The sequence below is a fragment of the Mediterraneibacter sp. 210702-DFI.3.120 genome, from assembly GCF_020561005.1.
GTDB classification, from domain to species: domain Bacteria; phylum Bacillota; class Clostridia; order Lachnospirales; family Lachnospiraceae; genus Mediterraneibacter; species Mediterraneibacter faecis.
On record NZ_JAJCNG010000009.1, the window covers coordinates 39,110 to 62,686 of the forward strand.

At 39.5% G+C, this 23,577-nt stretch carries 22 protein-coding genes; all 22 read right to left on the reverse strand.

Annotated elements, in window-relative coordinates:
* Positions 1 to 6 precede the first annotated feature (6 nt).
* Positions 7 to 1,041 carry an alcohol dehydrogenase gene (locus tag LI162_RS06440; protein WP_015529808.1) on the reverse strand — a complete coding sequence of 345 codons (1,035 nt, stop codon included), beginning with the start codon at positions 1,039 to 1,041 and terminating at the stop codon, positions 7 to 9.
* A 38-nt stretch (positions 1,042 to 1,079) separates the two neighbouring features.
* On the reverse strand, positions 1,080 to 1,997 hold the full coding sequence (locus LI162_RS06445; protein ID WP_227156076.1) for a 5'-nucleotidase: 918 nt from the start codon (positions 1,995 to 1,997) through the stop codon (positions 1,080 to 1,082).
* Positions 1,998 to 2,100: 103 nt separating this feature from the next.
* A complete protein-coding gene (locus tag LI162_RS06450; RefSeq protein WP_227156078.1) occupies positions 2,101 to 2,868 on the reverse strand; it encodes a TIGR03915 family putative DNA repair protein in 768 nt (255 codons plus the stop codon).
* Entirely contained in the window at positions 2,868 to 4,397 is a 1,530-nt protein-coding gene (locus tag LI162_RS06455; RefSeq protein ID WP_227156081.1) for a putative DNA modification/repair radical SAM protein, read from the reverse strand. Before LI162_RS06455 ends, LI162_RS06450 begins: the two co-directional genes overlap by 1 nt.
* 90 nt (positions 4,398 to 4,487) lie before the next feature.
* The gene (locus tag LI162_RS06460; protein WP_227156083.1) at positions 4,488 to 5,084 is read right to left on the reverse strand and encodes an SAM-dependent methyltransferase; all 597 of its coding nucleotides are present in this window, start codon (positions 5,082 to 5,084) and stop codon (positions 4,488 to 4,490) included.
* A complete protein-coding gene (locus LI162_RS06465) occupies positions 5,081 to 5,695 on the reverse strand; it encodes a M48 family metallopeptidase (protein WP_227156085.1) in 615 nt (204 codons plus the stop codon). Before LI162_RS06465 ends, LI162_RS06460 begins: the two co-directional genes overlap by 4 nt.
* 537 nt (positions 5,696 to 6,232) lie before the next feature.
* Positions 6,233 to 6,634: a (deoxy)nucleoside triphosphate pyrophosphohydrolase gene (locus tag LI162_RS06475; RefSeq protein WP_117497159.1), complete on the reverse strand. Its 402-nt coding sequence runs from the start codon at positions 6,632 to 6,634 to the stop codon at positions 6,233 to 6,235.
* A 10-nt stretch (positions 6,635 to 6,644) separates the two neighbouring features.
* Positions 6,645 to 9,566, reverse strand: a complete 2,922-nt coding sequence (locus LI162_RS06480) for a DUF3427 domain-containing protein (RefSeq protein ID WP_227156087.1) — start codon at positions 9,564 to 9,566, stop codon at positions 6,645 to 6,647.
* A gap of 216 nt (positions 9,567 to 9,782) precedes the next feature.
* Positions 9,783 to 10,322, reverse strand: coding sequence for a hypothetical protein (locus LI162_RS06485; RefSeq protein WP_117497163.1), 540 nt, complete (start codon positions 10,320 to 10,322; stop codon positions 9,783 to 9,785).
* A gap of 70 nt (positions 10,323 to 10,392) precedes the next feature.
* Positions 10,393 to 10,590: a helix-turn-helix domain-containing protein gene (locus tag LI162_RS06490; RefSeq protein ID WP_015529802.1), complete on the reverse strand. Its 198-nt coding sequence runs from the start codon at positions 10,588 to 10,590 to the stop codon at positions 10,393 to 10,395.
* Between the two features lie 236 nt (positions 10,591 to 10,826).
* A complete protein-coding gene (gene queF, locus LI162_RS06495) occupies positions 10,827 to 11,309 on the reverse strand; it encodes a preQ(1) synthase (RefSeq protein WP_015529797.1) in 483 nt (160 codons plus the stop codon).
* Between the two features lie 11 nt (positions 11,310 to 11,320).
* Positions 11,321 to 12,004, reverse strand: coding sequence for a 7-cyano-7-deazaguanine synthase QueC (gene queC / locus LI162_RS06500; RefSeq protein ID WP_227156088.1), 684 nt, complete (start codon positions 12,002 to 12,004; stop codon positions 11,321 to 11,323).
* Between the two features lie 21 nt (positions 12,005 to 12,025).
* Positions 12,026 to 12,676 carry a putative 7-carboxy-7-deazaguanine synthase QueE gene (gene queE / locus LI162_RS06505; protein ID WP_227156098.1) on the reverse strand — a complete coding sequence of 217 codons (651 nt, stop codon included), beginning with the start codon at positions 12,674 to 12,676 and terminating at the stop codon, positions 12,026 to 12,028.
* Positions 12,677 to 13,099, reverse strand: a complete 423-nt coding sequence (gene queD, locus LI162_RS06510) for a 6-carboxytetrahydropterin synthase QueD (RefSeq protein WP_227156099.1) — start codon at positions 13,097 to 13,099, stop codon at positions 12,677 to 12,679.
* A 285-nt stretch (positions 13,100 to 13,384) separates the two neighbouring features.
* Entirely contained in the window at positions 13,385 to 14,482 is a 1,098-nt protein-coding gene (locus LI162_RS06515) for a glycerol dehydrogenase (RefSeq protein ID WP_015529793.1), read from the reverse strand.
* A gap of 171 nt (positions 14,483 to 14,653) precedes the next feature.
* Positions 14,654 to 15,196, reverse strand: a complete 543-nt coding sequence (locus LI162_RS06520) for a hypothetical protein (protein WP_227156101.1) — start codon at positions 15,194 to 15,196, stop codon at positions 14,654 to 14,656.
* A gap of 141 nt (positions 15,197 to 15,337) precedes the next feature.
* The gene (bilR, locus tag LI162_RS06525) at positions 15,338 to 17,344 is read right to left on the reverse strand and encodes a bilirubin reductase, long form (protein ID WP_227156103.1); all 2,007 of its coding nucleotides are present in this window, start codon (positions 17,342 to 17,344) and stop codon (positions 15,338 to 15,340) included.
* Positions 17,345 to 17,449: 105 nt separating this feature from the next.
* The gene (locus LI162_RS06530; RefSeq protein WP_227156104.1) at positions 17,450 to 19,375 is read right to left on the reverse strand and encodes an NAD(P)/FAD-dependent oxidoreductase; all 1,926 of its coding nucleotides are present in this window, start codon (positions 19,373 to 19,375) and stop codon (positions 17,450 to 17,452) included.
* A gap of 257 nt (positions 19,376 to 19,632) precedes the next feature.
* Positions 19,633 to 20,655 carry a LacI family DNA-binding transcriptional regulator gene (locus LI162_RS06535; RefSeq protein WP_055148071.1) on the reverse strand — a complete coding sequence of 341 codons (1,023 nt, stop codon included), beginning with the start codon at positions 20,653 to 20,655 and terminating at the stop codon, positions 19,633 to 19,635.
* Between the two features lie 348 nt (positions 20,656 to 21,003).
* Positions 21,004 to 22,014 (reverse strand): GGGtGRT protein, encoded by a 1,011-nt coding sequence (locus LI162_RS06540; RefSeq protein WP_020435632.1) that lies wholly within the window; start codon positions 22,012 to 22,014, stop codon positions 21,004 to 21,006.
* Positions 22,015 to 22,028: 14 nt separating this feature from the next.
* On the reverse strand, positions 22,029 to 22,721 hold the full coding sequence (locus LI162_RS06545) for an iron-sulfur cluster assembly scaffold protein (protein ID WP_015529786.1): 693 nt from the start codon (positions 22,719 to 22,721) through the stop codon (positions 22,029 to 22,031).
* Between the two features lie 330 nt (positions 22,722 to 23,051).
* Positions 23,052 to 23,576: a CinA family protein gene (locus LI162_RS06550; RefSeq protein WP_020435633.1), complete on the reverse strand. Its 525-nt coding sequence runs from the start codon at positions 23,574 to 23,576 to the stop codon at positions 23,052 to 23,054.
* Between the last annotated feature and the right edge of the window lies 1 nt (position 23,577).

Sequence of the window (23,577 nt, forward strand, 5' to 3'; positions counted from 1 at the left end):
GCTATCTCAACATTCAACAGCTACTTTTATAACACCATCTCTCTTATTCTCAAAGAGATCATAAGCCTCTTCAATCTTACTGAGAGGATAGGTATGCGTGATAAGTGGTTCAGTATTGATTTTTCCTTCGGCAATCAGTTTTAACGTCTCTTCGCAGTCACATCCGTCTACTCCACCGGTTTTGAAGATGAGATTCTTGCCATACATGTCTGGAAGTGGTAAGCTTTGTGCTTTATCGTAAAGTGCAACAACTGTCACAATCGCATTCGGTCTTGCGCATTCCCAGGCTAAACGAAATGTAGACTCTGCACCTGCAACTTCCAGGACAACATCTGCACCGCCATGGTCACTTGTATTCTTAACAAAAGTCTCACATTCTTCCGGAGAAATAGTAAGTACATCTGGGTAATGTTCATTGATAAAATGTATACGTTCCTCATCTTTTTCACACATAATAATGTGTTTCGGATGCTTTAGCATAACACAAAGTAATGTACAGATACCAGTCGGTCCTGCACCGATGATCAACACCGTATCATCTTCTGTGATTTCAGAGATACGAGTTGCCCAGTAACCCGTAGCCAGTACATCTCCTACAAATAATGCCTGTCGATCGGTAACTTCATCCGGAATCTTGTTTAATCCCTGATCCGCGAACGGTACACGCACATACTCAGCCTGACCGCCATCAATACGACACCCAAGAGCCCATCCGCCGTTTTGATCTGTACAATTGTTCACATAACCTTTTTTACAGAAATAACATTCTCCACAAAATGTCTCAACATTTACAGTTACTCTGTCTCCCGGCTTCACATGAGTTACAGCTTCGCCAACTTCTTCAACAATTCCAACCATCTCATGACCAACTGTAATTCCTGGAACTGCACGAGGAACACTTCCATGCTTAATATGTAAATCACTGGAACAGATACTGGCAAGTGTAACCTTTACAATCGCATCCCTTTCATGCATAATCACCGGTTTAGGTTTTTCTGTTAATTCAAATTTTCCTTTTGAAACATATGTATATGTCTGCATCGTTTTCCCCTATCATCTTCAAAATAATATAAAGCTGCTTATTCTTTTGGATTATCTCCATCACGATAAGGCACAGTAGCTGCCGGAACAACCGCTGAAGCCGACTCCGTATGGATATCCTGATCGTCAAAGAAGATATGTGCTCCAAATGCTGCAAGCACTTCCGTCTTGCTGACACCGCCTAAGAAGAACGCTTCATTGATTGATACACCCCAGTTGCGGAGTGTTTTGACTGCGCGTTCATGCGCCGGAGCATTTCTTGATGTGACAAGTGCTGTTCGGATTGGCTGAATCTCTTTTTCCTTAAACATCTGTTGTACATAAGACAGCTTTGTCAGGAAATTAGCAAACGGTCCTTTCGCCATCGGTGTATTCGCATTTGCCTTCTCATGTTCTTCAAATGCCTGTATTCCGTTTTTCTGAAAGATCTTTTCAGATTCAGCAGAAAAGAGTACCGCATCTCCATCAAAAGCAATACGGATCTGATCAATCTTTTGCTTTGCATCCGCATGCGCATCACCTGTAAGAATACGTCCTGCGGCAATTCCATCATTAATAGCAGACTGTACGTCATCTGAATTCGCCGACAAAAATAAATCTGTCTTAAAAGCCTTTAGATAAGGAGCTATCTCTGCACCACTTGTCAAAGTCGCCCTTGTAATATCCAGGCCATAATACTGTATAGAATTAAAAATACGAAGACATGTGTTCGCATTATTCCGCGACATAATGATCACTTCCACCAGTCTTCCCAGCTCTGTGTTGTTCAATTCCAAGAATGCTTTGATCAATTGGAAAGCAGCACCCTTCTGAAGAATCTCATTCTCATGTGCTACCTGGTAAGCCTCATATGCTTCGACACCTTGTTCTTCGAATATTTTATTTTCCTGCTCAAGATTAAATAAAGCTCTCGAACTAATCCCTATTACAAGAGGTTTTGATAAATCATATGGCATTTTTATCGCCTCCGATCAAAAAAAGAATCACGTATCAATCACATCTTTCTTACATTATACGTTTCCATACTATGAGATACGAGTAAGAATATATAAGAAAAGATTATTTTTTGAATTCCACTGCGTGTTTTCTCTTCCACAGTGGAAATAAGTTACGCTGACATACGTAATTCTTTCGTTCATCTATCGCAATCGCATGAAAGAATGTCTTCCACAGATCCGTATACTCATCTTCGTACTCTTCTGTCTTTCTCAATGTCTGAAATTCTTCATCTGTCAGATATCGGAGATAGTTCTCACTATCTTTCGGATGAACACAAGCTGTTTTGCGATTATCATCTATAATCATCCACTGTTCTGAAGGCATGCGGTCTGCAAAATGTCTGCCAACCAACATAATGACATCACTTTTTGGCTCCAGATGGCTGACATAGACGTTACTTGAATTCAATCGTTCAAATCGTGCGAACTCTCTGAAATGATGGCTTTCGTTAGACACTTTACGACGCAATTCTAATGTTCGCATCACACGTGGATTCGCATATTGCTGTAGTACACTCTCTCCAATTTTGAATCCGACACGAAGGAAATTATAAATTGCCTGCAGTGCATCTTCCTCGACAGATAAAGTCACCAAATAGATATTCAGATATGCTTCATCCGAAATATCTCTCCGAATCGAGCGAATTACTTTTTCTGCTTTGGAAAGATCTTGGTCTACATGAATATATTCATCAAATATCGTTTGCTGAAATACAGGTTCTTTTTTTAATTGTATCTGGTCATGACCAATCAGTAAAGCTTCAGACCATGCATCATAGATACAGGTCATGATATCTTCCAGACGGTCTTTACAAGTAAATATCTTCATCAGCATACTCCAAAATCTGTCAATGTCATCTGGGTAAATGATTCATTCGCATGTTGTGTGTTCCATAGATCTTTCTTGTCTACACTTATTAGTTGTCGCGTAATATAAGATGCCTCAATAGGAGTATGGTACATCTGTTTTCCACCACACGTGATGAAATAATGCGCACGCTTTAATACTACTCCCATCTTCTTCATGCTTGCATAATCAAGTCTGCCATAACGTCTTGCATAAGTGATACGACTTGCTGATTTCGGTCCGATTCCCGGAACACGAAGCAGTGTTGCATAATTCGCTTTCTCTACTTCTACTGGGAACTGCTCCAAATGGCGTAATGCCCAATCACACTTTGGATCAATCATTTCATTAAAATTCGGCTGTTCTGAAGATAATAGTTCTCCTGCCTGAAATCCATAGAACCGCAATAGCCAATCAGCCTGATACAGTCTGTGTTCACGTAAAAGCGGTGGTGGCGTTCCTATCTCCGGCAACACATTATCTTCGTTCAATGGAATGTATGCTGAATAGAAGACACGCTTCAGATCAAAGCCTTGATACAATGCCTGTGTCGTCTGCAATAATGTATAATCACTCTCTCCGGTCGCACCAATGATCATCTGCGTGCTTTGTCCTGCCGGAGCAAAACTACGCTTCAAGCGCGACATATCACGAGGTGCCAACTGGTTCGCATTCTCCCAGGTAAGTGCATGATCCAGTGACGTGTATTTTTTATAAGATTCTAATCGATTCATCTGAGAATTCTGAGAAATGGCTTTATCCTTCTTCTGAACATTCAAGCACTCAGAAAAATGCTTTTTCGAAGCATCAGAAAAAATACCTGCATTCAAAAACTTATTCCCGCCACTTCGCTCCATATAAGCTGACTTTCCGATTGCCATTCTGTGAGATGCAATCGTACTCTGCACCTTACCCATAGGATTCAGAATGTTCTGCATGGTCTTGTTTGGAGCCAATGTATGCAATCCTTCTTCCGTGGGCAATTCAAGGTTGACACTGATACGATCCGCAAGATATCCTGCTGCCGCAAGTAGCTCGTCCGAAGCTCCGGGAATCGTCTTGATATGAATATACCCATTGAAATGATATTTCGTGCGAAGCAGCAATAATGTCTCGCACATCTTCTCCATCGTATACATCGGATTTCTTAAGATTCCGGAACTTAAAAACAAGCCTTCGATATAATTACGCTTATAAAACTCTACTGTTAAGTCACAGATTTCTTCCGGAGTAAAAGTAGCCCGCTTTACGTCATTGCTTCTGCGATTGATACAATACTTGCAATCATAAGCACAATGGTTCGTCATCAAAATCTTAAGCAGCGAAATACATCTTCCATCTGCTGCAAAGCTATGACAAATGCCGCATGCCTCTGCATTGCCGAGCTCTCCTTTCTTTCCCCGCCGGCTGGATCCACTTGAAGTACATGCAACGTCATATTTTGCTGCGTCAGCAAGAATCTGCAGCTTTTCCTGTGTTGTATAATTACTATTTCTAATTTCTGTATTCATATTTTCATTATACAAACAGTTGTTCGATAATGCAAGTATTATTTCGAACAGGCGTTCTTTTTGTAACTGCTCAATATGTTTTGAGCATTCTTAAAGTACCTGAAAAATCAAGATTCTTTCTCTATTATCCTCACCCGGAAACAGATCTGAAGTATTAATCTCATCATAAAAAATCAACTGTTCCTGAGTCATTAAAATACTGATATATTCTTCTGAAGGATAATAGAAAAATAATAATATATCTCTCGGATTTTCATAATAAGATTCGTAAATTCTCGCTAAAACTGACTGTAATATCTCTACAGAAAAAGGATTAAAAAAGTAACAGCGATCCACTTCCGACGGAACTTCATAATTTTCTGCACTACATAATACAAACTCCGTGCGTGATGCGGAAACGGATACTTCTTTATTATCTGCTGCTCCTTTATAAATCCGTTCATCATACCCTACGCCTATTGTCTTGCATCTTGTTTGATACGAAAGATAAAAACATACCCGCCCTTTTCCGGTTCCATAGTCAATTAGAGTATTATTTTTCCTGATCAGTCCACTGTTTGCCAGGCGCTCCAATACCATATAAGACGTTGGTTCATAAGGATATCGATACTGATCTGAGTGAGAATCATCCCGCCCGGTTGTCTTTATCTTCAGGAGTTTATCCCATTGTGTTTCATTTTGATTCATTTCTTTCGATCCTTCATTTTTATGTTTGAAATATCCCCCGGTATTTTCCCCAGTTCTGTTACCATGTACATAATCTGGCTTCCTTCTTCTTTCAACCACTTAATTGACTTTTTATAATCTGGGAACACCTTCTCTACTTCTGTCCAAAATGCTTTCGAATGATTCATCTGTTTTCTATGGCATAATTCATGAACCACAACATAATCCAACACCTCAGGAGGTGCAAGCATTAACAGACAGTTAAAATTCAAATTCCCTTTGCTGCTGCAACTTCCCCATCTTGTTTTCTGATTTCTGATGGTTATATTCCCGTAAGTGACTCCGATTATTCTTGCGAAATATTCTACTCTGGTTGGAATTGTCTCAAGAGCCTGGTCTGCAAGTGCCTTGATTTTATCAAGTGTCACGTTTTCTACATTTCCCGATTCAACACTTTTCTTCTTTACTTTTATTTCATTCATCTGTTTGCTTATCCAAGCTTCATTCTTATTAAGAAATTCCTCAATGTATTTCTCTGTGACACCATACGGAGCCCTTACAGTGACACTTAGATCAGAATTTACCTGAATAGCTATAGTTTTTCTTCGGGATTTAATTACTGTAACTTCCATAAATTGTCCCTTTATCTTTTAATATATAGTCGTGAACTACTCGGCAACTAAGTTGCTAGGGCATCTGAAATCTGGCGGGATACCGCCTTTTTTCAGGGTGCGTCCATGATACCAATACCGCTTACCTTTTGACTATGCAGCTACTTTTATTATTTCTAGATTTTTAAGTCCAGTTATGGACAGTTTCTTCTGCTTTCCGGATACAGAAAGATATTTCCGTATTTATCTTGTACTGTCAGACACGTATCACTTTTAGAATATCCAATAAAGTAATCAGTTTATAGTTACTATATACGAAAACTTTTTGAACATTCGGATTGACAACAAAACAGTTCTATTATATTATAACAAATAGGAAATGAGTTTTACAACCGTACAGTCTTATGACTCAGGCGGCTTACTCGTTTCTTTTTTTATTCTCAAAATATCATATAAATAAAGCTTACCATCCTGGGCATGTCTTATTACAAGTCTTCCCTTAAAAATATTATATCCAACCAACTCGCTTTTCTTTTATTGGTTTATCTATTGTAAACGCTATTTCATACAAGCACGAATCACATCAATCAACGTGACATCCGCCGGAAGCCATGCAACGCTATCCAGTTGTTCCTTCATAAGCCATTTTGCAGCTTCCGCTTCTTTCAATTCCAGATGTCCTGCGACAACTTCACACCAGAAACAATCCATAGAAAGATGGAATGTTGGATAGTCGTATTCGATAGTATCAATAAGCTCACCAACAGAAATCTCTGTATCCAGTTCCTCCATGATTTCTCGCTTTAATGCTTCCTGCGGTGTTTCTCCGGCCTCAACCTTTCCACCCGGAAACTCCCAGCCACCTTTTAGATCTCCGTAGCCTCGAGCTGTTGCAAATATCTTTGATTTTTCATTAAAAGAATCGCAAATAACTGCTGCTACAACATGTATTGTTTTCATAAATAAACTCCTAACTTGTCATATATTCATAAATATCATCTCGAACCGGTACATCCAAAGTATAATTGATCTCGAATGCATCGTCCTTCGTTTTTTCCATCTTAATCGGGATTGGAGATCCCTTTGCATAGATTTCGCCTAAAAAGTAGAATTCTTTTGCTTCTTTATCATTCTTGTTTTTACGAACAAAAAGAAAAATTCTATTGTCTCGATCCTTTACTGTTCTCTTATAAAAATGATCTGCATCACTGGAATCTACTTTTCTTGGATGTTTGGATAATGCTATTAAGTTCTGCTGTGAAACAAAACGATCTTCATATGCAATCGCATCTTCTGTCTTATCATAGTTAATAAAGACTGGAAGCGTTTTCGTAGCAGTATCATAAAAATATCCGCCAATATTTTGCGCATTCAAATTCTTTTTCCAGTTCAGTAATCTACACACGTCTTCATAAGTATACTTTTGATACAACTGAAAGTTCGTATCTTTATACGGTTGTGCATATCTTTCTTCAATAGTCTCTATACCATATTCTATAAGTTCCTTGACCATTTTTGAAAATTCAGAATCACGTATCAGCAATGCCTTGAATTCCGGATGCAATTCATATCCTTCATCGACTTTTTTAATTAATACACAAGAAGCATATTTTTTTCGTTCCTCTTCTTTCGCAAATTCGTTTGTCAAATTACGTATAACGGATTCCTCTACTATCTTGGAATAAGTCGCTTTATACTGTTCAGGCAACAATTTTTCCATATATGCAAGAATTCTCTGATTTTGATTAATCAAATGTTTCAGTACTAATAATTCGTGAATCCTCTTCATATTTGTAACTTTCTTAGAAAGGAATTCAATAATTAACTCTTCTTGCGTATTTAAGGTAACAGTATAGTCATCTGAATAGTATTTCTTTAAGAACGCATAATAAGATCCAAACTTCTCAAAATATTTACGCACATCAATAGAGCCATACTCCTTAAAATCCAAAACGGTCGGGATTCTTCCCAAACGATATCTCAAATTATCGAAAGATTCTCTAAGTAATTTTACATCATTGGTTCTTGCCAGATCTATAGAATGGTAGATGCGTTCTCTGGAAATCGCGTCAAAATGAATTGTAGATTCTCCAGGAATCACGCGCGTACCTTCTGATACATATCTACGAATGGAATCTTTATTGTAACTGCGGTCACCCGACAAAGCAATTGGAATCATAAAATTATTCGTGTAATTACCAATAAAATCCAATATTACAACATATTCTTTATTATCAGCTTTTCTAAGTCCACGCCCCAACTGCTGAACAAATATTACCGGTGACTGTGTCGGACGAAGCATAATTACTTGGTTTACACGTGGTGCATCAATACCCTCATTCATAATATCTACAGAAAAAATGTAATCTAATCCTCCCTCGTAGTCATCCTGCTCCAAACGTTCAATAGCGCGCTCACGTTTTTCCTGTGAATCATCACCGGACAAAAACAATGTACGTAATCCGCGTTCATTAAATAATCTAGATAATTCTTTCCCCTCATCTCTACGGCTTACGAAAATCAAACCTTTTACACGATCTCCATTATAACCATAATAATTTGCTTGCTTTAAGATATGATCTACTCTTGCAGAACAGGTTAATTGATTAAAGTCCTCTTTTTCATTAATCGTCTCGCCATCAATAATCAGATCGGTAATTCCATAATAATGGAAAGGACATAAAAGATTCTGCTCTAATGCTTGTTGGAGTCGAATTTCATATGCAATATTATGATCAAACAATGCAAATATATCAAATCCGTCCATACGTTCAGGAGATGCGGTCATGCCCAGATAAAAATTAGGCTTGAAATAACTCATGATTTTCTGATAACTATTTGCACCGGCCCTATGCACTTCATCGACTACGATTGTATCAAAATGGTCCGGTGAAAATTTCTGCATAATCTCATCTTTAGCCATTGTTTGCATCGTAGAAAAAATATTATCCTGTGCAAAACTCTTTTCTGTACCAGATAATAATCCGTAAGTTCTATTACTACCAAACACACGCTTATAACTCTTCAAAGCTTGTTTTGCAATTTGTTCTCTATGCACCAAAAACAACACTTTTTTCTGTTTTGTTTCTCTAAGTGCAAAGGCAGATGCATAGGTTTTTCCGCTACCACATGAACTGACTAAAAGTCCTCTGTGTTCATTGCTCTCTAATAATTTACGAAAATTGCTTACAAATCGTGCCTGCATTTTATTCGGCTGTAACTTATATGCTTGAAGATCAACCATTTGCTCTTTAGCAGCATTTTTCTTCTGTTCTTTTATAAGTCTATATCTTACTTCATAATCCTCAATGAAGTCTTTTACTGCAAGTGTATGTTTACTATTCCAAAGAGCATTAAATTCCGTCATCATTTGCTTCAGTAGTTCACCATCAGAAGTTGAAACAAGTTTCGTATTCCACTCTTTATTCACTGAAAATGCAGACGCTGTCATATTGGAACTTCCTACGATAAAACGGTAAATCTCTTCTTCTTTAAAAATATATCCTTTCGTATGAAACCCAGATGCACCTTCATCTGTAGAATCATATACTCGCACTTCAACATTCGATAGATCCGCTAAAGTTTTTAATGCTTTCGGTTCTGTAAATGTCAGATAACTTGTCGTTAATATCTTTCCCGGTATACCTTTATCGCGTAATTCAGCAAGTACCTGCTTTAACGGTGCCAGTCCACCTTCGGTAATAAATGCCACGCTAATATAAAAAGCATCACAATGGCGAAGCTCTCGCTCAATTGCAACAGATACTTTTTTCCCCTGCGTGTAGTCATTAGAAACAAACTCAGGCCTATATGCCAAATTTGAGTTGATTGCTGAATTAATAAAAGCCGTATCTAAACCTGAAGAAATATCGTGATTAGCCTTTACTGCCATCTGAATCACCTCCACTGTAATCGTTTATAATTTCAACAATATCATTTAACGTACTAACTCAAATTATATCATACATACGTTTATCTGTGGAAATAAAGTGCATGGATTAGAATGGGTAGATTATTTAATTGTGAAATGATTTCCAAAATATATTCGTTTCTTTTTATTGACTTTTTGCTACTATGGGGGTACAATCGTAGCTAAGAAATGGGTTTTTTACTGAGTAATGTCTTCGGACTGGAAAAGGGTGCTCGTTTCTTTTTTTATGTTCATTATATCATACAGATACATTTTACCATCTTTTGCATGTCGAATAACCATTATTACATTAAAAACATTATATCTTTCAATTTCCCCAACTTCATTAAACACTGGCAAAGCAAATCTTGACTCATAACGATACCAACCATACATTGCATCTATAGTATGTTTTTCTTTATAATTTTCAGTAAATTTCTTTCCGGCTGCAATTTCAATCAATTCTGGTAATCCCTGTGCGGCATTAGCTTTTGCCTTCGCATTTGCTCCTTTTAAAATATGTGTATAATTTGAATGAGTATACTCATCCGGTAAATCTGTTCCAATATAAACTGCATCATTGCTGTCATCAATTGTGTAGATATCTCCTACATATTGTTTTAGATATTTTTCAACATCCTCCCATTTTACAGATCTTTTCCCTTTGAATATGATGTCATGAATAAATACCGTTTTCTTTCCATCTATATCCTCGATTACATTTACTTTTCTTTCCACGTCTACCTCCTTCTGCTTCACTCAAATACACGCAATGCGTTATTTATTATTAAAAAAATAATATTCAGTCCTAATCATCCATTCGTTTTATTCGACATTCCGTTTCTGCTCTATACTTTAATAAACGTAACAGATATTCTGGAAGTTCTCTTTTCTCTGCTTCCCAATCTTGAACGGTACGATACGGAATCCCATAGTAGTCACTAAATTCACGTCTGTTCATTCCCATTTTTTCTCTTAATTCTTTTACTTCTTTTCCTCTGCTCATGATTGAACCCTCCCATTTAAATAACGCACTGCGTTACTTGATAGTACCAAATATATGCTATGTTGTCAATCAACTACCATCTCACCTCTCATCATATTTTCGCCCATATGTTTTTATGAAATAGAAAAGACAGGCCCGAACTCCTTGTAAATCAAGGCTTTTCGTCCTGTCATTAATATAACATGTGCTCCTGTAACTGATATCAGCAAAGCACGTTTCCTCTGCTCCGTTATCTTTTATCGATTATCAATTTTCTCCGGAAACATATCATGATTACTCATACGATTCCAGGCAACCTGCTCCCAGTTGGTACCTGGCTTTCCATAATTACAATACGGATCGATGGACAAACCTCCACGTGGAAGGAATTTCCCCCAGACTTCTATATATTTTGGTTCAAGAAGCTTGACAAGATCTTTCATAATTATATTGATCACATCTTCATGAAAATCTCCATGGTTTCGGAATGAGAACAAATACAATTTCAAGGATTTACTCTCCACAAGACGTTCGTCTGGAACATAGGAAATCGTGATCGTTGCAAAATCTGGCTGTCCGGTGATTGGGCACAGACTTGTGAATTCCGGGCAGTTGAACTTGACGAAGTAATCGTTTTCAGGATGTTTATTCTGAAATGCCTCCAATACAGACGGATCATAATCCATACGGTATTCTGTTTGCTGATTTCCCAATAATGTTAAATTTTCCTTTTCTCTCATTGCTTCCTCCTCTATCTCAACGCAGGGTCTTCTACGTGATTCGCCTGAAATGCTGCTGTGCGATCAATGCATGTTCCGCATTTTCCGCAAGGCTTCTCTCCACCTTCGTAACAGGACCATGTCAATTCATACGGAACTCCCAGTTCTAATCCAATCCGTACTACTTCGGCTTTGGATACATTTACAAAAGGAGCTTCTATTTTCAGTTGATGTCCGGAACCTTCCCAAATTGCTTCATTCATTGCCTGATTGAATACCGGTGAGCAATCCGGATAAGCAAAACCAGCAGAATCATCTGCATGAGCTCCATAATAAATCACTCCACAGTCCTTGCTCAGTGCAATACTTGCTGCCGAAGAAAGAAATAATCCGTTCCGGAACGGTACATATGTACTTACAGGCTTATCGCCATTTGTTTTTGAAATCTGCTCTGCGTAACTCTCCTCCGGAATTTCTTCCGTAGACCGTTGAAGCAGTGAACAGTTGCTATATTGAAATATCTTGCTTAAATCCAGGAACAGATGCTCCACGCCATAATATTCGGCAACTGCTATTGCAGCCCTGATTTCTTTATCGTGCTTCTGTCCATAGGAAACCGAGAGTGCAATCACCTGGTCTTTCCCGTACTTTTTGATTGCCAGTCCTAATGCCGTTGTTGAATCAATTCCTCCACTAAAGAGAACTAATGCTTTCATCTCCATCACCTCACTACTTATTTATACGCCCCGTTCATTGGGATCCCAGATTACTTTATGCATCTGAATCTGCAGACGCACACCATTCAACCGATGTTTCAGCATAAATTCTACAATTTGCACTGGTTCTATGGATCCAAAAACAGGACTAAGATACACATGACACCTGTTTGTCAGATCATAAGTCTGAATCACGTCCAATGCTTTTAACAGATCCTCCTGGCTGCCGCACACAAATTTTACAGTATCATCTTTTCCTAGCAGTTCCATGTTCTCTGGTATCATATATTCTTCGCACCCACTTGACGGTAACTTATAATCCATTGTAAATATCGGTCGTTCTTCGCAAAATGCCGACAAATCAACTGCGCCATTTGTCTCAATTTCGACCTGTAAGCCGGCTTGTAAAAGAAGGTGGATCAATTCTCTAATGTCTTTTTGCAGTAACGGTTCTCCACCTGTAAGTGTCACATTGCGAATTTCGGTTCCTAAAACATAATTTAAAATCTCTTCCGGGGGTTCCTCTTCATATGGGCAATCCGGTTCATTGGCCCACATAGTATCACAATAGCTACAACGCAGATTGCATCCTTTGAAACGAACAAAGACTGCCAATTCTCCCGCCCGTGTGCCTTCCCCATTAATACTGGTGAATTTTTCTACTACTTTCATCTACTCTTCCTCATAAACCGCACAATTATTCGGTGTCTCATATACTTCCACACAATGAACCTCATATCCCAATTCCGTTAATTCCTTGTAGAAATAATATGCGAAATTCTCTGCCGTAGGACGAAAAGAAACTTTCTCCAGATGAAAGTCCTCATTCTGAAGTGCAGCTACTGTTTTTGCTTTCAGTGATCCTGTCTCGTAAATCAGACTATGATCAAAGGAATCGCAAAGTTTTTTCAGATCCTTTTTCAGATTACCAAAGTCCACTACCATTCCTCGTGTCTGTCCTTCTTGCTCCAGCTCCTGACTTTTGATTTTTGCAACAACATTCCAACGATGTCCGTGGATATTTCTGCATTTTCCTTCGTATTTCCATAAAAAATGCGCTGCGTCAAAACTGGCTTTTGTTTGCAAATAATACATATTTCAACTCTCCTGTATTTGAAATGTATGTACCTTTTAAGAGCTGTGTATCCTAAGCGGAGCGTTTTATATATATGGAAAATATTTCCTGAATATAAAAAGCTCTGCGTACTTCTTTGCACGCAGAGCCTAGAATCTTCTTAACTAGCCCTGGTTTTGTTTTTCGACAGGAAGGTACAAATGAACTGTCGGCTGTTTTTCACAGCATGAAAATTATACCACAGAAAATCAGTTTGTCAAATTGGTTTTTCTATTTTAACGAAATGGTGTCCTATTTCCTATATTCTATTCTCCCAGGAAATATCTTCCGTAAGCATCTGCTGCTTTAATTGCTGCGCATACAGTCTCAGGTGTCACCTCAAATGGCATGTTATGAAGTGTATCATTCTCTGCACAGGCTGCTGTCGCAACTGCCATAAGCTTCTCGTCTGTCACTTCTGTAATACCAAGTTCTTTTAATGTAACAGGAAGTCCCAGTTCAATGCACCAATCTATAATGTCTTCCAGTTCTTCTGCCGGAATGTCTTCCAGAACAAGCTGTGTGATTGTTCCAAATGCAACTTTCTCTCCATGATACATATGATGACACTCGTCCAAAACTGTGAATCCATTATGGATTGCATGTGCTCCTGCAAGACCGCCACTCTCAAATCCGATCCCACTAAGCAATGTATTAGCTTCAATTACCTTCTCAACAGCTTTTGTGCAGGCTCCTGCTTCCAGAGCAAGTTTTGCCTTCACACCTTCATTCATCAATGTATCAAAGCACAGTTTTGCGAGTGACATCGCTGCCATAGTAACATTTCCACCAGCACAAGTTGTTGCTTCGCTAGCCTGACAGGCTCTTGCTTCAAAATAAGTTGCAAGTGCATCACCCATTCCGGAAACTGTCAGTCTGACTGGTGATTTTGCAATGATTTCTGTGTCCATCAGAACCATGTTTGGATTAGCTGGGAGGAATAAGTATTCTTCGAATACGCCTTCATCAGTATAAATAACAGAAAGTGCACTGCATGGCGCATCTGTAGATGCAATTGTCGGACAGATCAGTACCGGTACTTCTTTGTAATAAGCAACTGCTTTCGCAGTATCAAGGATCTTTCCTCCGCCAATACCAATAACAACATCACAGCCCTTTTCATTCATAACGGCTACCAAACGATTAATTTCTGTCTTGCTACATTCTCTGTTGAAATACTCGTACACTGGTTCAATATCATATCCTTCAAATCCAACTTTGAGAACGTCTTCAATACGTTTATACCCCGACTCTGTGATCAGTACAAGTGCTTTTTTACCATACTTCTGAGCATATTCACCCAGCTTTTTCATCTCACCTGCACCTTGAACATATTTGCTTGGACTACATAAAATATTTGCCATTTTTGTCTGCCTCCTAAACTCCTTATTTGTATGTTATTAAATTAACAATCTAAAGATATTGTAGTCCTTCTCAGCAAAAGTGTCAATAAAATCCAATTGAATTTTCTGTAAGAAATCGGCTATATAATCACTACTCACAGCTGTCTGTATCAAACAACCCTTTTATTCATCTCAACGTGCAAACACCCCTGCTAAAAATCCCCTCTTCTTCACCTGCTGGACTTCTGCCCCACTTCTCATAATCAGCGCAAACATTCCCATATTGCGAAGATCCTGCCGCAGGTTCACTGCCTGTTCTTCTGCCAAACCATCTTTTACTAAGAATGGCGTATCATTCAGGCTCACATTCTTCGGGAAGTCATATTTTCTCGCGATGCTTACAAACTCTGACCTCTTTCCGATGTAATCAACCATACTTCCAAGCGCGACCACCTGTTTTGAAGGATACACCGATGGATCTACTTCATACACTTCTTTTTCATCACCGACTGATTCAAACTTATATTTTGCTGTATAGAAATCCAGTGCCTCCTCAATATAAGAACACGCCTCTCCGTCAAGCTCTTCATACAAAACACACGGTAAACTCGCTACAATTCTTCTTGTTTCTGTTTTTTCCATTCCTGTTAAAATCTGCAGAAATTTAGCAACTTCCAATTCTTTTCCGTTACAATCAATTAATGTTACTTTATAAAATAGTTCTTTGTTTATCATAGCCTTGCTCCATTTTCATTTTTTATAACAAAAATTTTATTTTATTATAACTGAAACAGGGTGATACTGTCTACAGATTTTCTGTTTACAGCATCACCCTGTATTTTACTTATTTTCTCACTGAATAAAATTTAAAAATTCTCAGATTTCATTTCCAGCCTGATATCCGCTGCGGATTGCTGCTGAGATATCTGCTGTTCTCTCACCGCTGCAGTCTCCAACATATACAAATGGAACTGTCAGCTTACTGTCGTCGAAGAGATTCTTCTTAGACCCGAGTGCATTCACAATTGTATCAGCTTCAATTGTAACCTCTGACTCGTCTTTTGTATTCACAGCATGAATCACATTATTCTCGATGGAATTCACTCTTGTATTCACATACTCTTTTACATCGTGTTCTTCAAAGTCTTTTTTGATCAGTGGCATTACTGTCTCGGATTCTCCTGTTGCAATCTGATCCAGCATCTCGACAATGCTTACTTTGAGACCTTTCTGTGCAAGGAATTCTGCTGTTTCAGTTCCAACTAATCCTCCGCCAAGTACTGCACATGCTCCACTCACTTCGCATCCTGCAAGAACATCCCAGGCAGAAACAACATTGCTGTCTGTAACAGACATTGGAAGATCCATGTTATGCGCACCGATGGCAAGAATTACATGATCAAACTTATTGAGTTCTTCGCTATCTGCTTCTGTATTTAATTTCACATCCACAGAGAGTTCTGGTAGAATCTTCTCATAATATTCAATAGATCTTAAAATCTCGCTCTTTCTTGGCGGAACTGCTGCCAGATGGATCTGTCCACCAATCTTATCTGATTTCTCAAATACGGTTACTTCATGTCCACGTTTTGCTGCAACTCTTGCTGCCTCAAGTCCGGCGATTCCTGCACCTACAACTGCAACCTTTTTCTTCTCGTCTGCAGGTTTGATAAATATAGTTCCTTCGTTTCCGTTCTCTGCATTTAATACGCAGGAAATGTATTTACGTCCCTGAATTGCATCTACGCATCCTTTATTACAGTTCAAGCATTCTCTGATGCACTCTCCGGATATAGCTTTATTGGCAATATCTGCATCTGCAAGCATGGAACGTCCATAAGCTACGATATCGGCATCTCCGTCTTCGAGGATCTTCTCTCCTGCTTCTAAGCTGACAACGCGACCAACTGTTGCAACCGGAACGGATACCAGTTTTTTCACTTCTCTGGCTACCGGAAGTGTCCAGTTATACGGAACATCTCCCATCGGCGGGATTGTATCTCCCATGTTTCCTGTATGGTTCGCCTGAGCAACCTGAATCATATCGATTCCAGCCTCATCAAGCATCTTTGCAAACCGGATTCCTTCTTCTGCCTCAAGTCCGCCTTTTCCACGAAGTGATCCATCAGGATTTACTGTAATGATTGGCAGTTTATACTCAATCATAAGATCCGGTGCAGCTTCTTTGATTGCTGCTACTACTTCGAGTGCATATCTTGTACGGTTCTCAAGACTTCCTCCATACTGATCTTCTCTATGGTTCAGAATTTTTGAACAAAGGGAACCAAGAAGACGATCTCCATGTACTTCAATCGCATCGATTCCTGCTTTCTGCGCCTTTGCTGCACATGCAGCGATACTGTTTTTAATATCTTCTAACTGCTCAACAGTTGCCTCTGTTACAAAATGCTGCATATCATGATGAAGTTTTGCATAAGCGCCTTTCGTAAGTCTGTCGCATTCTTCCATCTGTTTCTTTGCTTCTTCCGCATTTCCCTCTGCCTGTGCTTTTGCCGCAGCCTGTCTTGCAATACCTGCCTCCATGATCATGCGTCCAACTCCAGGAACATCATACTCCGGATGGAATAACTGAAGTGCAAGCTTACAGTCATACTTATGTAATGTATCTGCCAGATTTTTATATACTGGAATCTGACTGTCATCATAAAGCTTTGGTGTCGGTGAAGCTGTTCTTACAGGAGCTACATCTCCGATAACAACATATGCTGCTCCACCTTTCGCAAGTCTTTCATAGAAATTCAGACTTCTCTCCCCAATCGATCCATCTCTTTCTTCATATCCTGTTGTGAGCGGTGGAAACATGATTCTGTTTTTAAAAGTAAGATTTCCAACTTTAATTGGTTCTGATAATTTATTCCCCATCTTTTTTCTCCGTTCTGCTTTATTTTTAATGTCTTTCAAATTAACATACTTGAGACTTCATGCATAATTTTTGTCAGCATTTGCTGACACCTCTTTTAGTAGCAATTATAATTCTTCTGCAAGTTTATGTCCTGCAGCAATTGCATCTTTCAGAGTTCCGACTTTATCACAGTCTCCGATAAAATGAACTCTCTCTTCTGTAGTCTCTACCTTGTTCGGTGCATAACCGACTGCAAAGATCAGTGTATCCGCATCTGTGATATGATATTCCTGTCCGTCTTTCTCATAAGTGATCGTAGTCTCATCAACCTTTGTCACCTGACTGTTCAGTTCAATCTTCACACCTTTTCTCTTGAGTCTCATTGTAAGCTGGCTCTTAGCTGCTCCGCCTTCACCCGGCATCAGTGATGGCGTCATCTCGATCACTGTAATGTCACGGTTTGCAGGGAACATGTCATCAATCAGTGGTGCAAGATAATCTGCTGTCTCACATCCGACCGATCCGCCTCCAAGAATAACAATCTTTCTTCCCGGATATTTTCTTCCGGCAAGAACGTCATCAGCTGTCATTGTCTGCTTAAATACTTTGAATGGAGGGATTTCTTTCGGAACTGCTCCTGTAGAACAGACAACCTCATAATCCTTAAATTCTCCCGCAAGCATTTCCGGTGTTACTTCGCAGTTCATACGAACTTCAATTCCTTCGTTTTTCAGACGACGTGCCATGAATTTGATTACTTTACAAAGTTCCTGCTTGGCGATTGGAACTGCTGCAAGTTTTAAGAGTCCTCCGAACTCACCACTCTTTTCGCAGAGAACAACCTCATGTCCGCGTTTCTTGGCAACATAAGCCGCTTCCATTCCTGCCGGACCTGCACCGATCACAAGAACTTTCTTCTTCTCGTCTGCTTCTTTGATCTCGTCAGACTCTACTGATGGATTCACTGTACAGCTGATCGGATTACCGAACATGATTCCTGTCAGGCAACGTCCACATCCGATACATGGACGGATATCATCTGTTTTTCCTTCTGCAGCTTTATTAACAAATTCACTGTCACACAGGTTCGGACGACCGATCATACAGATATCTGTCTTTCCGTTTGCGATAAGTTCTTCCGCTACCCATGGTTCATTGATTCTTGCAACTGTAGATACCGGAATGTTCACATGCTCTCTGATCTCCTCACTTGCGTGTGCATGCGGTGCCGGTGATGTACCAGGTGCAGGCATGGAGCTTCCTCTCTTGATTGTATTTCCTCCGGAAACATGGATGAAATCAACACCTGTTTTCTCAAGCTGTTTGGATACATAGATCATGTCGTTCAGTGTCAGACCACCTTCACTGTACTCATCTCCTGAAATACGAACATCAATAATGAAATCATCACCACAAAGTTCACGGATCTTTGCAATTACTTCAAGTGTCAGTCTGAGACGTCCGTTAATGTCTCCGCCGTACTCATCTGTTCTCTTATTATAAAGTGGTGTAAGGAATCCACCGAGCAGTCCATGCGCATGTGCACACTGGATCTCGACTCCGTCTCCGCCTGCGATCTGGAAACGGCGTGCAGCCTCTCCAAACTGCTGAACAAGTACATGCAGTTCTTCTACTGTTACTGCTCTCGGTGCTGACTTCGCATAATAAGGACCGACATTGGACGGTGCGATCAGCTGAGGCGTTCCCGGAATTGGAAATGCCATATAAGCCGGATGAAATAGCTGTGCTAAGATCTTCGTATCATACTGATGCACTGCATCTACCAGTTTCTTCCATCCCGGAATATAAGAATCATCATAGATTGACATATCTCCCGGTAAATATGTGTATACCGGCTCTACCGTTGTAACTTCTGTAACGATCAGTCCAACTCCCCCCTTCGCTCTGGCAGAATAATGCTCAACCAGCGCATCTGTCACATAGCCTTTATCTGCCATGTTTGTGGAAATCGGCGGCATAAAGATTCTGTTCTTTACCGTTGTCTTTCCAATCTTAATTGGTTCAAATAAATGTGGAAAATATTCATTCATCTTCTGTTCCTCCAATTTGTTTTCTTTTCCCGTTCTTTTATCATCTCGCTGCAGATTGAAATTGATAAATTTTTCACTATTATATTATACCAGTTTTTTTATAATTGTGGTGTTGTATTTGTATGATTTTTACAACTCATTCTCTTGCAATTCAATATAATTATGCAAATAATCAAAAAGAGTTTCTGAATCTTGTGAATTTTCACACAATCCAAAAACTCTTTTTGTTCATCTTGTTCTTTTGTCTTACGATTATTTTAACTTATAATCATTTCTGCTTCTGTGTATATCTTAACTTTAGACATTGAATACTGACGAATCTTTTTATCCAGTAAATCCATTGTAAGAAGAACACCTTCTATTTCAGATATTCTCATTTGTACCAACTTTAGATCCTGGTATATATAGTCAGGAATCATACCAAATCCGACAACTTTCACTTCCTGTGGGATGTTCACTCCATACTTTCGAAGCGCCGTCAACGCACCGATTGAAATCTGTTGATTTTCAAATAAAATTCCTTGCGGAAGCGGATTTTTTCTCAACCACTCTAACAAAGTCTCCGTTATCTTTGGAATTTCATCTCCAAGATCAAGAATATATTTTGCAGATGCAGTATCTTCGTTAGACTTTGTATTTAAAAATGCTTCTTTACGAACTCGATAATTATAATTATCTTTCCCTGTGCAGAAATAATAAATATCTGATGCACCTTCCTTGTACAGATAATCCACAGCACTTTTTAGCATTTGTCTATTGTCTGCACATACGCTGCTATACCGACTATCTGGAAGTTCACAGTCATAAAGAACCAATGGTTTTTTGATTCTTTCAAGCAGGTTTTGATCTTCTTCTTTTAATTCGGTTCCAAAAAGAAGAACGCCTGCCACAAAATCCATATTACATTCCGTAATTACTGCTTCTGTTTGCGCAATGTCATCATTTAAATACGTCACTCCATAAAGGTATCCAAGTCTTCTTGCTTCAGAATCAAATGTAGCAAGTACATCTGACCAGAGATCTGTTTCTGAATTACACGCAGCACCTTTGCTGTGATTAACGATCACTATTTTGATCATCTGATTCACCGGATGGCCAGACACTGTAACGATATTCTCTTTTACCGGAATCACTCCGTTATTCTTCTTCATTTCTTCCAGACATTCCAAAACCATTCTTCTGGTTTCTTCATTGACTCCCGGCTTTCCGTTTACTGCAAGCGAAACTGTCGCTTTGGAAACTCCGAGATGCCTTGCAATGTCTACCATCTTTATCTTCATGTGTGATGCCTCGTTTTTTCTAGATTGTAGTAAAATTAATTTCAAAATCGTTATATATTCAAACTTTAACTATTTCTGAAAATGAATACCGTTCGTAATCATTAATTCTTATATTCCTTTATTATCCTATATAACTCATTGTTTTATTATTATAACAAACTATCTTGAAATAAGACAGTTTTTTGTGGGTAATATTTATGGATTAAAATATTTATGGATTATATTTTTGTTGCTCTTCATTTCATACATGTAGCTATGAACACATTTTTAGGAAAAATAAAAAATAGACAATGAACACTTTGAATCGCGAACATTGTCTATTTTCAACCTTTGGTTTTACTGGGATTCTTAGAATTTACCAGCCTTTGCAGCTTCCTCTACAGCAACTGCTACAGCAACAGTCATACCAACCATCGGGTTGTTTCCTGCTCCGATAAGTCCCATCATCTCAACGTGAGCCGGTACAGATGAAGATCCAGCGAACTGTGCATCAGAGTGCATACGTCCCATTGTATCTGTCATTCCGTAAGAAGCCGGTCCAGCTGCCATGTTGTCTGGGTGAAGTGTACGTCCTGTACCACCACCTGAAGCAACTGAGAAGTATTTCTTTCCAGCTTCGATACGCTCTTTCTTATATGTTCCTGCTACTGGGTGCTGGAATCTTGTAGGGTTTGTAGAGTTACCTGTGATAGATACGTCTACATTCTCTTTCCACATGATCTTAACACCTTCTACTACGTCGTTAGCTCCGTAGCAGTTAACTTTCGCACGAAGTCCTTCAGAGTATGCTTTACGGAATACTTCTTTCAGTTCTCCTGTGTGATAGTCAAGTTCTGTCTCAACGTATGTAAATCCGTTGATACGTGCGATGATCTGAGCAGCGTCCTTTCCAAGACCGTTCAGGATAACACGCAGAGGTTTTTTACGAACTTTGTTTGCTTTCTCAGCGATACCGATAGCACCCTCAGCTGCTGCGAATGACTCGTGTCCAGCCAGGAATGCGAAGCACTCTGTATCTTCTTCAAGAAGCATTTTTCCAAGGTTACCATGTCCAAGACCAACTTTTCTCTGATCTGCAACAGATCCCGGAATACAGAAAGACTGAAGTCCTTCTCCGATTGCTGCTGCTGCATCAGCTGCCTTTGTACATCCCTTTTTGATTGCGATAGCAGCACCTACTGTGTAAGCCCACTTAGCGTTCTCGAAACAAATTGGCTGAATTCCTTCAACCATCTTGTAAACGTCAAGACCAGCTGCTTTAGTTACTTCTGCAGCTTCTTCGATGGAGTTGATTCCATACTCAGCGAGTTTTGCAAGAATCTGTTTTTCTCTTCTTTCATATGATTCAAATAATGCCATTGAAATAGTCCTCCTTACTCTTTTCTTGGGTCAATGATCTTAACAGCATCGTCAACACGTCCGTACTGTCCTTTAGCTTTCTCAAGCGCTACAGCCGGCTCGTCTCCAGCTTTGATGAAGTCCATCATCTTACCGAAGTTTACAAACTGATATCCGATGATCTCGTCATCTTCGTTCAGTGCGATTCCTGTTACATAACCATCTGTCATCTCAAGATAACGAGGTCCTTTTTTCAGTGTTCCGTACATTGTACCAACCTGTGAACGAAGTCCTTTTCCAAGGTCCTCAAGTCCTGCTCCTACCGGAAGTCCGTCCTCTGAGAATGCACTCTGAGTTCTTCCGTAAACAATCTGAAGGAACAGTTCTCTCATAGCTGTGTTGATAGCATCACATACAAGGTCTGTATTCAGAGCTTCAAGAAGTGTTCTTCCCGGAAGGATCTCAGAAGCCATAGCTGCAGAATGTGTCATTCCTGAACATCCGATTGTCTCAACAAGTGCCTCCTGGATGATTCCGTCTTTTACGTTCAGTGTGAGCTTACAAGTACCCTGCTGTGGAGCACACCAGCCTACACCGTGTGTAAGTCCGGAGATATCTTTGATTTCTTTTGCCTTTACCCATTTAGCTTCTTCTGGAATTGGAGCTGCGCCATGGTTTACGCCCTGGGCTACCGGACACATCATTTCTACTTCGTGTGAATAAATCATGTTAATACTCCTTTCAATATGTATGATTTTCTTCGTATACGGTACACTATTTTTTTCGCACAAAAACTGACAGCTCTGCATTATTTTTTAACACTGAACTGTCTGCGCGGTGAGAAGTTGATTTGTCACCTGCCACAAACTCTTTCTCCCTGCACCATATGTATTTATTTTCGCACAATTTGTCGCATTCGTCAATCACAACTTTGACAAGATTTTCACCATCTGAGGGAAAGAATTATATAAATATGACACTTGACAAATTTATGTATAAAAAAAGCAGCTTCTGTATCCTTTTGGAAACAGTTACTGCTTCAACTTAATCTTTTCTTATTACACCGGCATCTCTTCCACCAGACGTTCCTTCAGCATCTCCAATGCTGCTTTCACAGTATCCAGTCTGTTCTCCATCCGGCTTCCATTCCAACGACACTCTTTCACTGTCGTCTTCCCATTCAGATAACATCCAATATATACAAGACCAACCGGCTTTTCTTCTGTTCCACCTCCAGGCCCTGCAATTCCTGTTGCACTTAGTGCCGCATCCGCATTCGCAGCCTTTGCAGCACCCTCAGCCATCTCATGCGCTGTCTGTTCACTCACGGCACCGTAAGTTTCAAGTGTCTCATGAGAAACGTGAATTAGACGTTCCTTTGCCTCATTCGAATACGTAACATATCCCTCGTTCAGCACATCTGATGCTCCTGCCACATTGACTAACGTTCCTGCAATCAATCCACCTGTACAGGATTCTGCTGTTGTCACATGAAGTTTACGCTCTGCAAGAAGATCTACTACAACTTCTTCCAGACTTTTCTCACCTGCAGCTTTCTCTTTAAAAAACCACTCCAGATACATC

Excerpts from the sequence above, each read along its gene's own strand:
- LI162_RS06535 (WP_055148071.1), bottom strand. The coding sequence starts at position 20,655 with ATGAAGATAAAGATGGTAGACATTGCAAGGCATCTCGGAGTTTCCAAA.
- LI162_RS06450 (WP_227156078.1), bottom strand. The coding sequence starts at position 2,868 with ATGAAGATATTTACTTGTAAAGACCGTCTGGAAGATATCATGACCTGT.
- LI162_RS06465 (WP_227156085.1), bottom strand. The coding sequence starts at position 5,695 with ATGGAAGTTACAGTAATTAAATCCCGAAGAAAAACTATAGCTATTCAG.
- LI162_RS06515 (WP_015529793.1), bottom strand. The coding sequence starts at position 14,482 with ATGGCAAATATTTTATGTAGTCCAAGCAAATATGTTCAAGGTGCAGGT.
- queE (WP_227156098.1), bottom strand. The coding sequence starts at position 12,676 with ATGAAAGTAGTAGAAAAATTCACCAGTATTAATGGGGAAGGCACACGG.
- LI162_RS06440 (WP_015529808.1), bottom strand. The coding sequence starts at position 1,041 with ATGCAGACATATACATATGTTTCAAAAGGAAAATTTGAATTAACAGAA.
- queF (WP_015529797.1), bottom strand. The coding sequence starts at position 11,309 with ATGAGAGAAAAGGAAAATTTAACATTATTGGGAAATCAGCAAACAGAA.
- LI162_RS06530 (WP_227156104.1), bottom strand. The coding sequence starts at position 19,375 with ATGAATGAATATTTTCCACATTTATTTGAACCAATTAAGATTGGAAAG.
- queC (WP_227156088.1), bottom strand. The coding sequence starts at position 12,004 with ATGAAAGCATTAGTTCTCTTTAGTGGAGGAATTGATTCAACAACGGCA.
- LI162_RS06520 (WP_227156101.1), bottom strand. The coding sequence starts at position 15,196 with ATGATAAACAAAGAACTATTTTATAAAGTAACATTAATTGATTGTAAC.
- queD (WP_227156099.1), bottom strand. The coding sequence starts at position 13,099 with ATGTATTATTTGCAAACAAAAGCCAGTTTTGACGCAGCGCATTTTTTA.
- LI162_RS06455 (WP_227156081.1), bottom strand. The coding sequence starts at position 4,397 with ATGAATACAGAAATTAGAAATAGTAATTATACAACACAGGAAAAGCTG.
- LI162_RS06540 (WP_020435632.1), bottom strand. The coding sequence starts at position 22,014 with ATGGCATTATTTGAATCATATGAAAGAAGAGAAAAACAGATTCTTGCA.
- LI162_RS06475 (WP_117497159.1), bottom strand. The coding sequence starts at position 6,634 with ATGAAAACAATACATGTTGTAGCAGCAGTTATTTGCGATTCTTTTAAT.
- LI162_RS06480 (WP_227156087.1), bottom strand. The coding sequence starts at position 9,566 with ATGGCAGTAAAGGCTAATCACGATATTTCTTCAGGTTTAGATACGGCT.
- LI162_RS06545 (WP_015529786.1), bottom strand. The coding sequence starts at position 22,721 with ATGATTTATTCACACGAAGTAGAAATGATGTGTCCGGTAGCCCAGGGC.
- LI162_RS06445 (WP_227156076.1), bottom strand. The coding sequence starts at position 1,997 with ATGCCATATGATTTATCAAAACCTCTTGTAATAGGGATTAGTTCGAGA.
- LI162_RS06550 (WP_020435633.1), bottom strand. The coding sequence starts at position 23,576 with ATGTATCTGGAGTGGTTTTTTAAAGAGAAAGCTGCAGGTGAGAAAAGT.
- LI162_RS06490 (WP_015529802.1), bottom strand. The coding sequence starts at position 10,590 with ATGAGCAGAGGAAAAGAAGTAAAAGAATTAAGAGAAAAAATGGGAATG.
- bilR (WP_227156103.1), bottom strand. The coding sequence starts at position 17,344 with ATGGGGAATAAATTATCAGAACCAATTAAAGTTGGAAATCTTACTTTT.
- LI162_RS06460 (WP_227156083.1), bottom strand. The coding sequence starts at position 5,084 with ATGAATCAAAATGAAACACAATGGGATAAACTCCTGAAGATAAAGACA.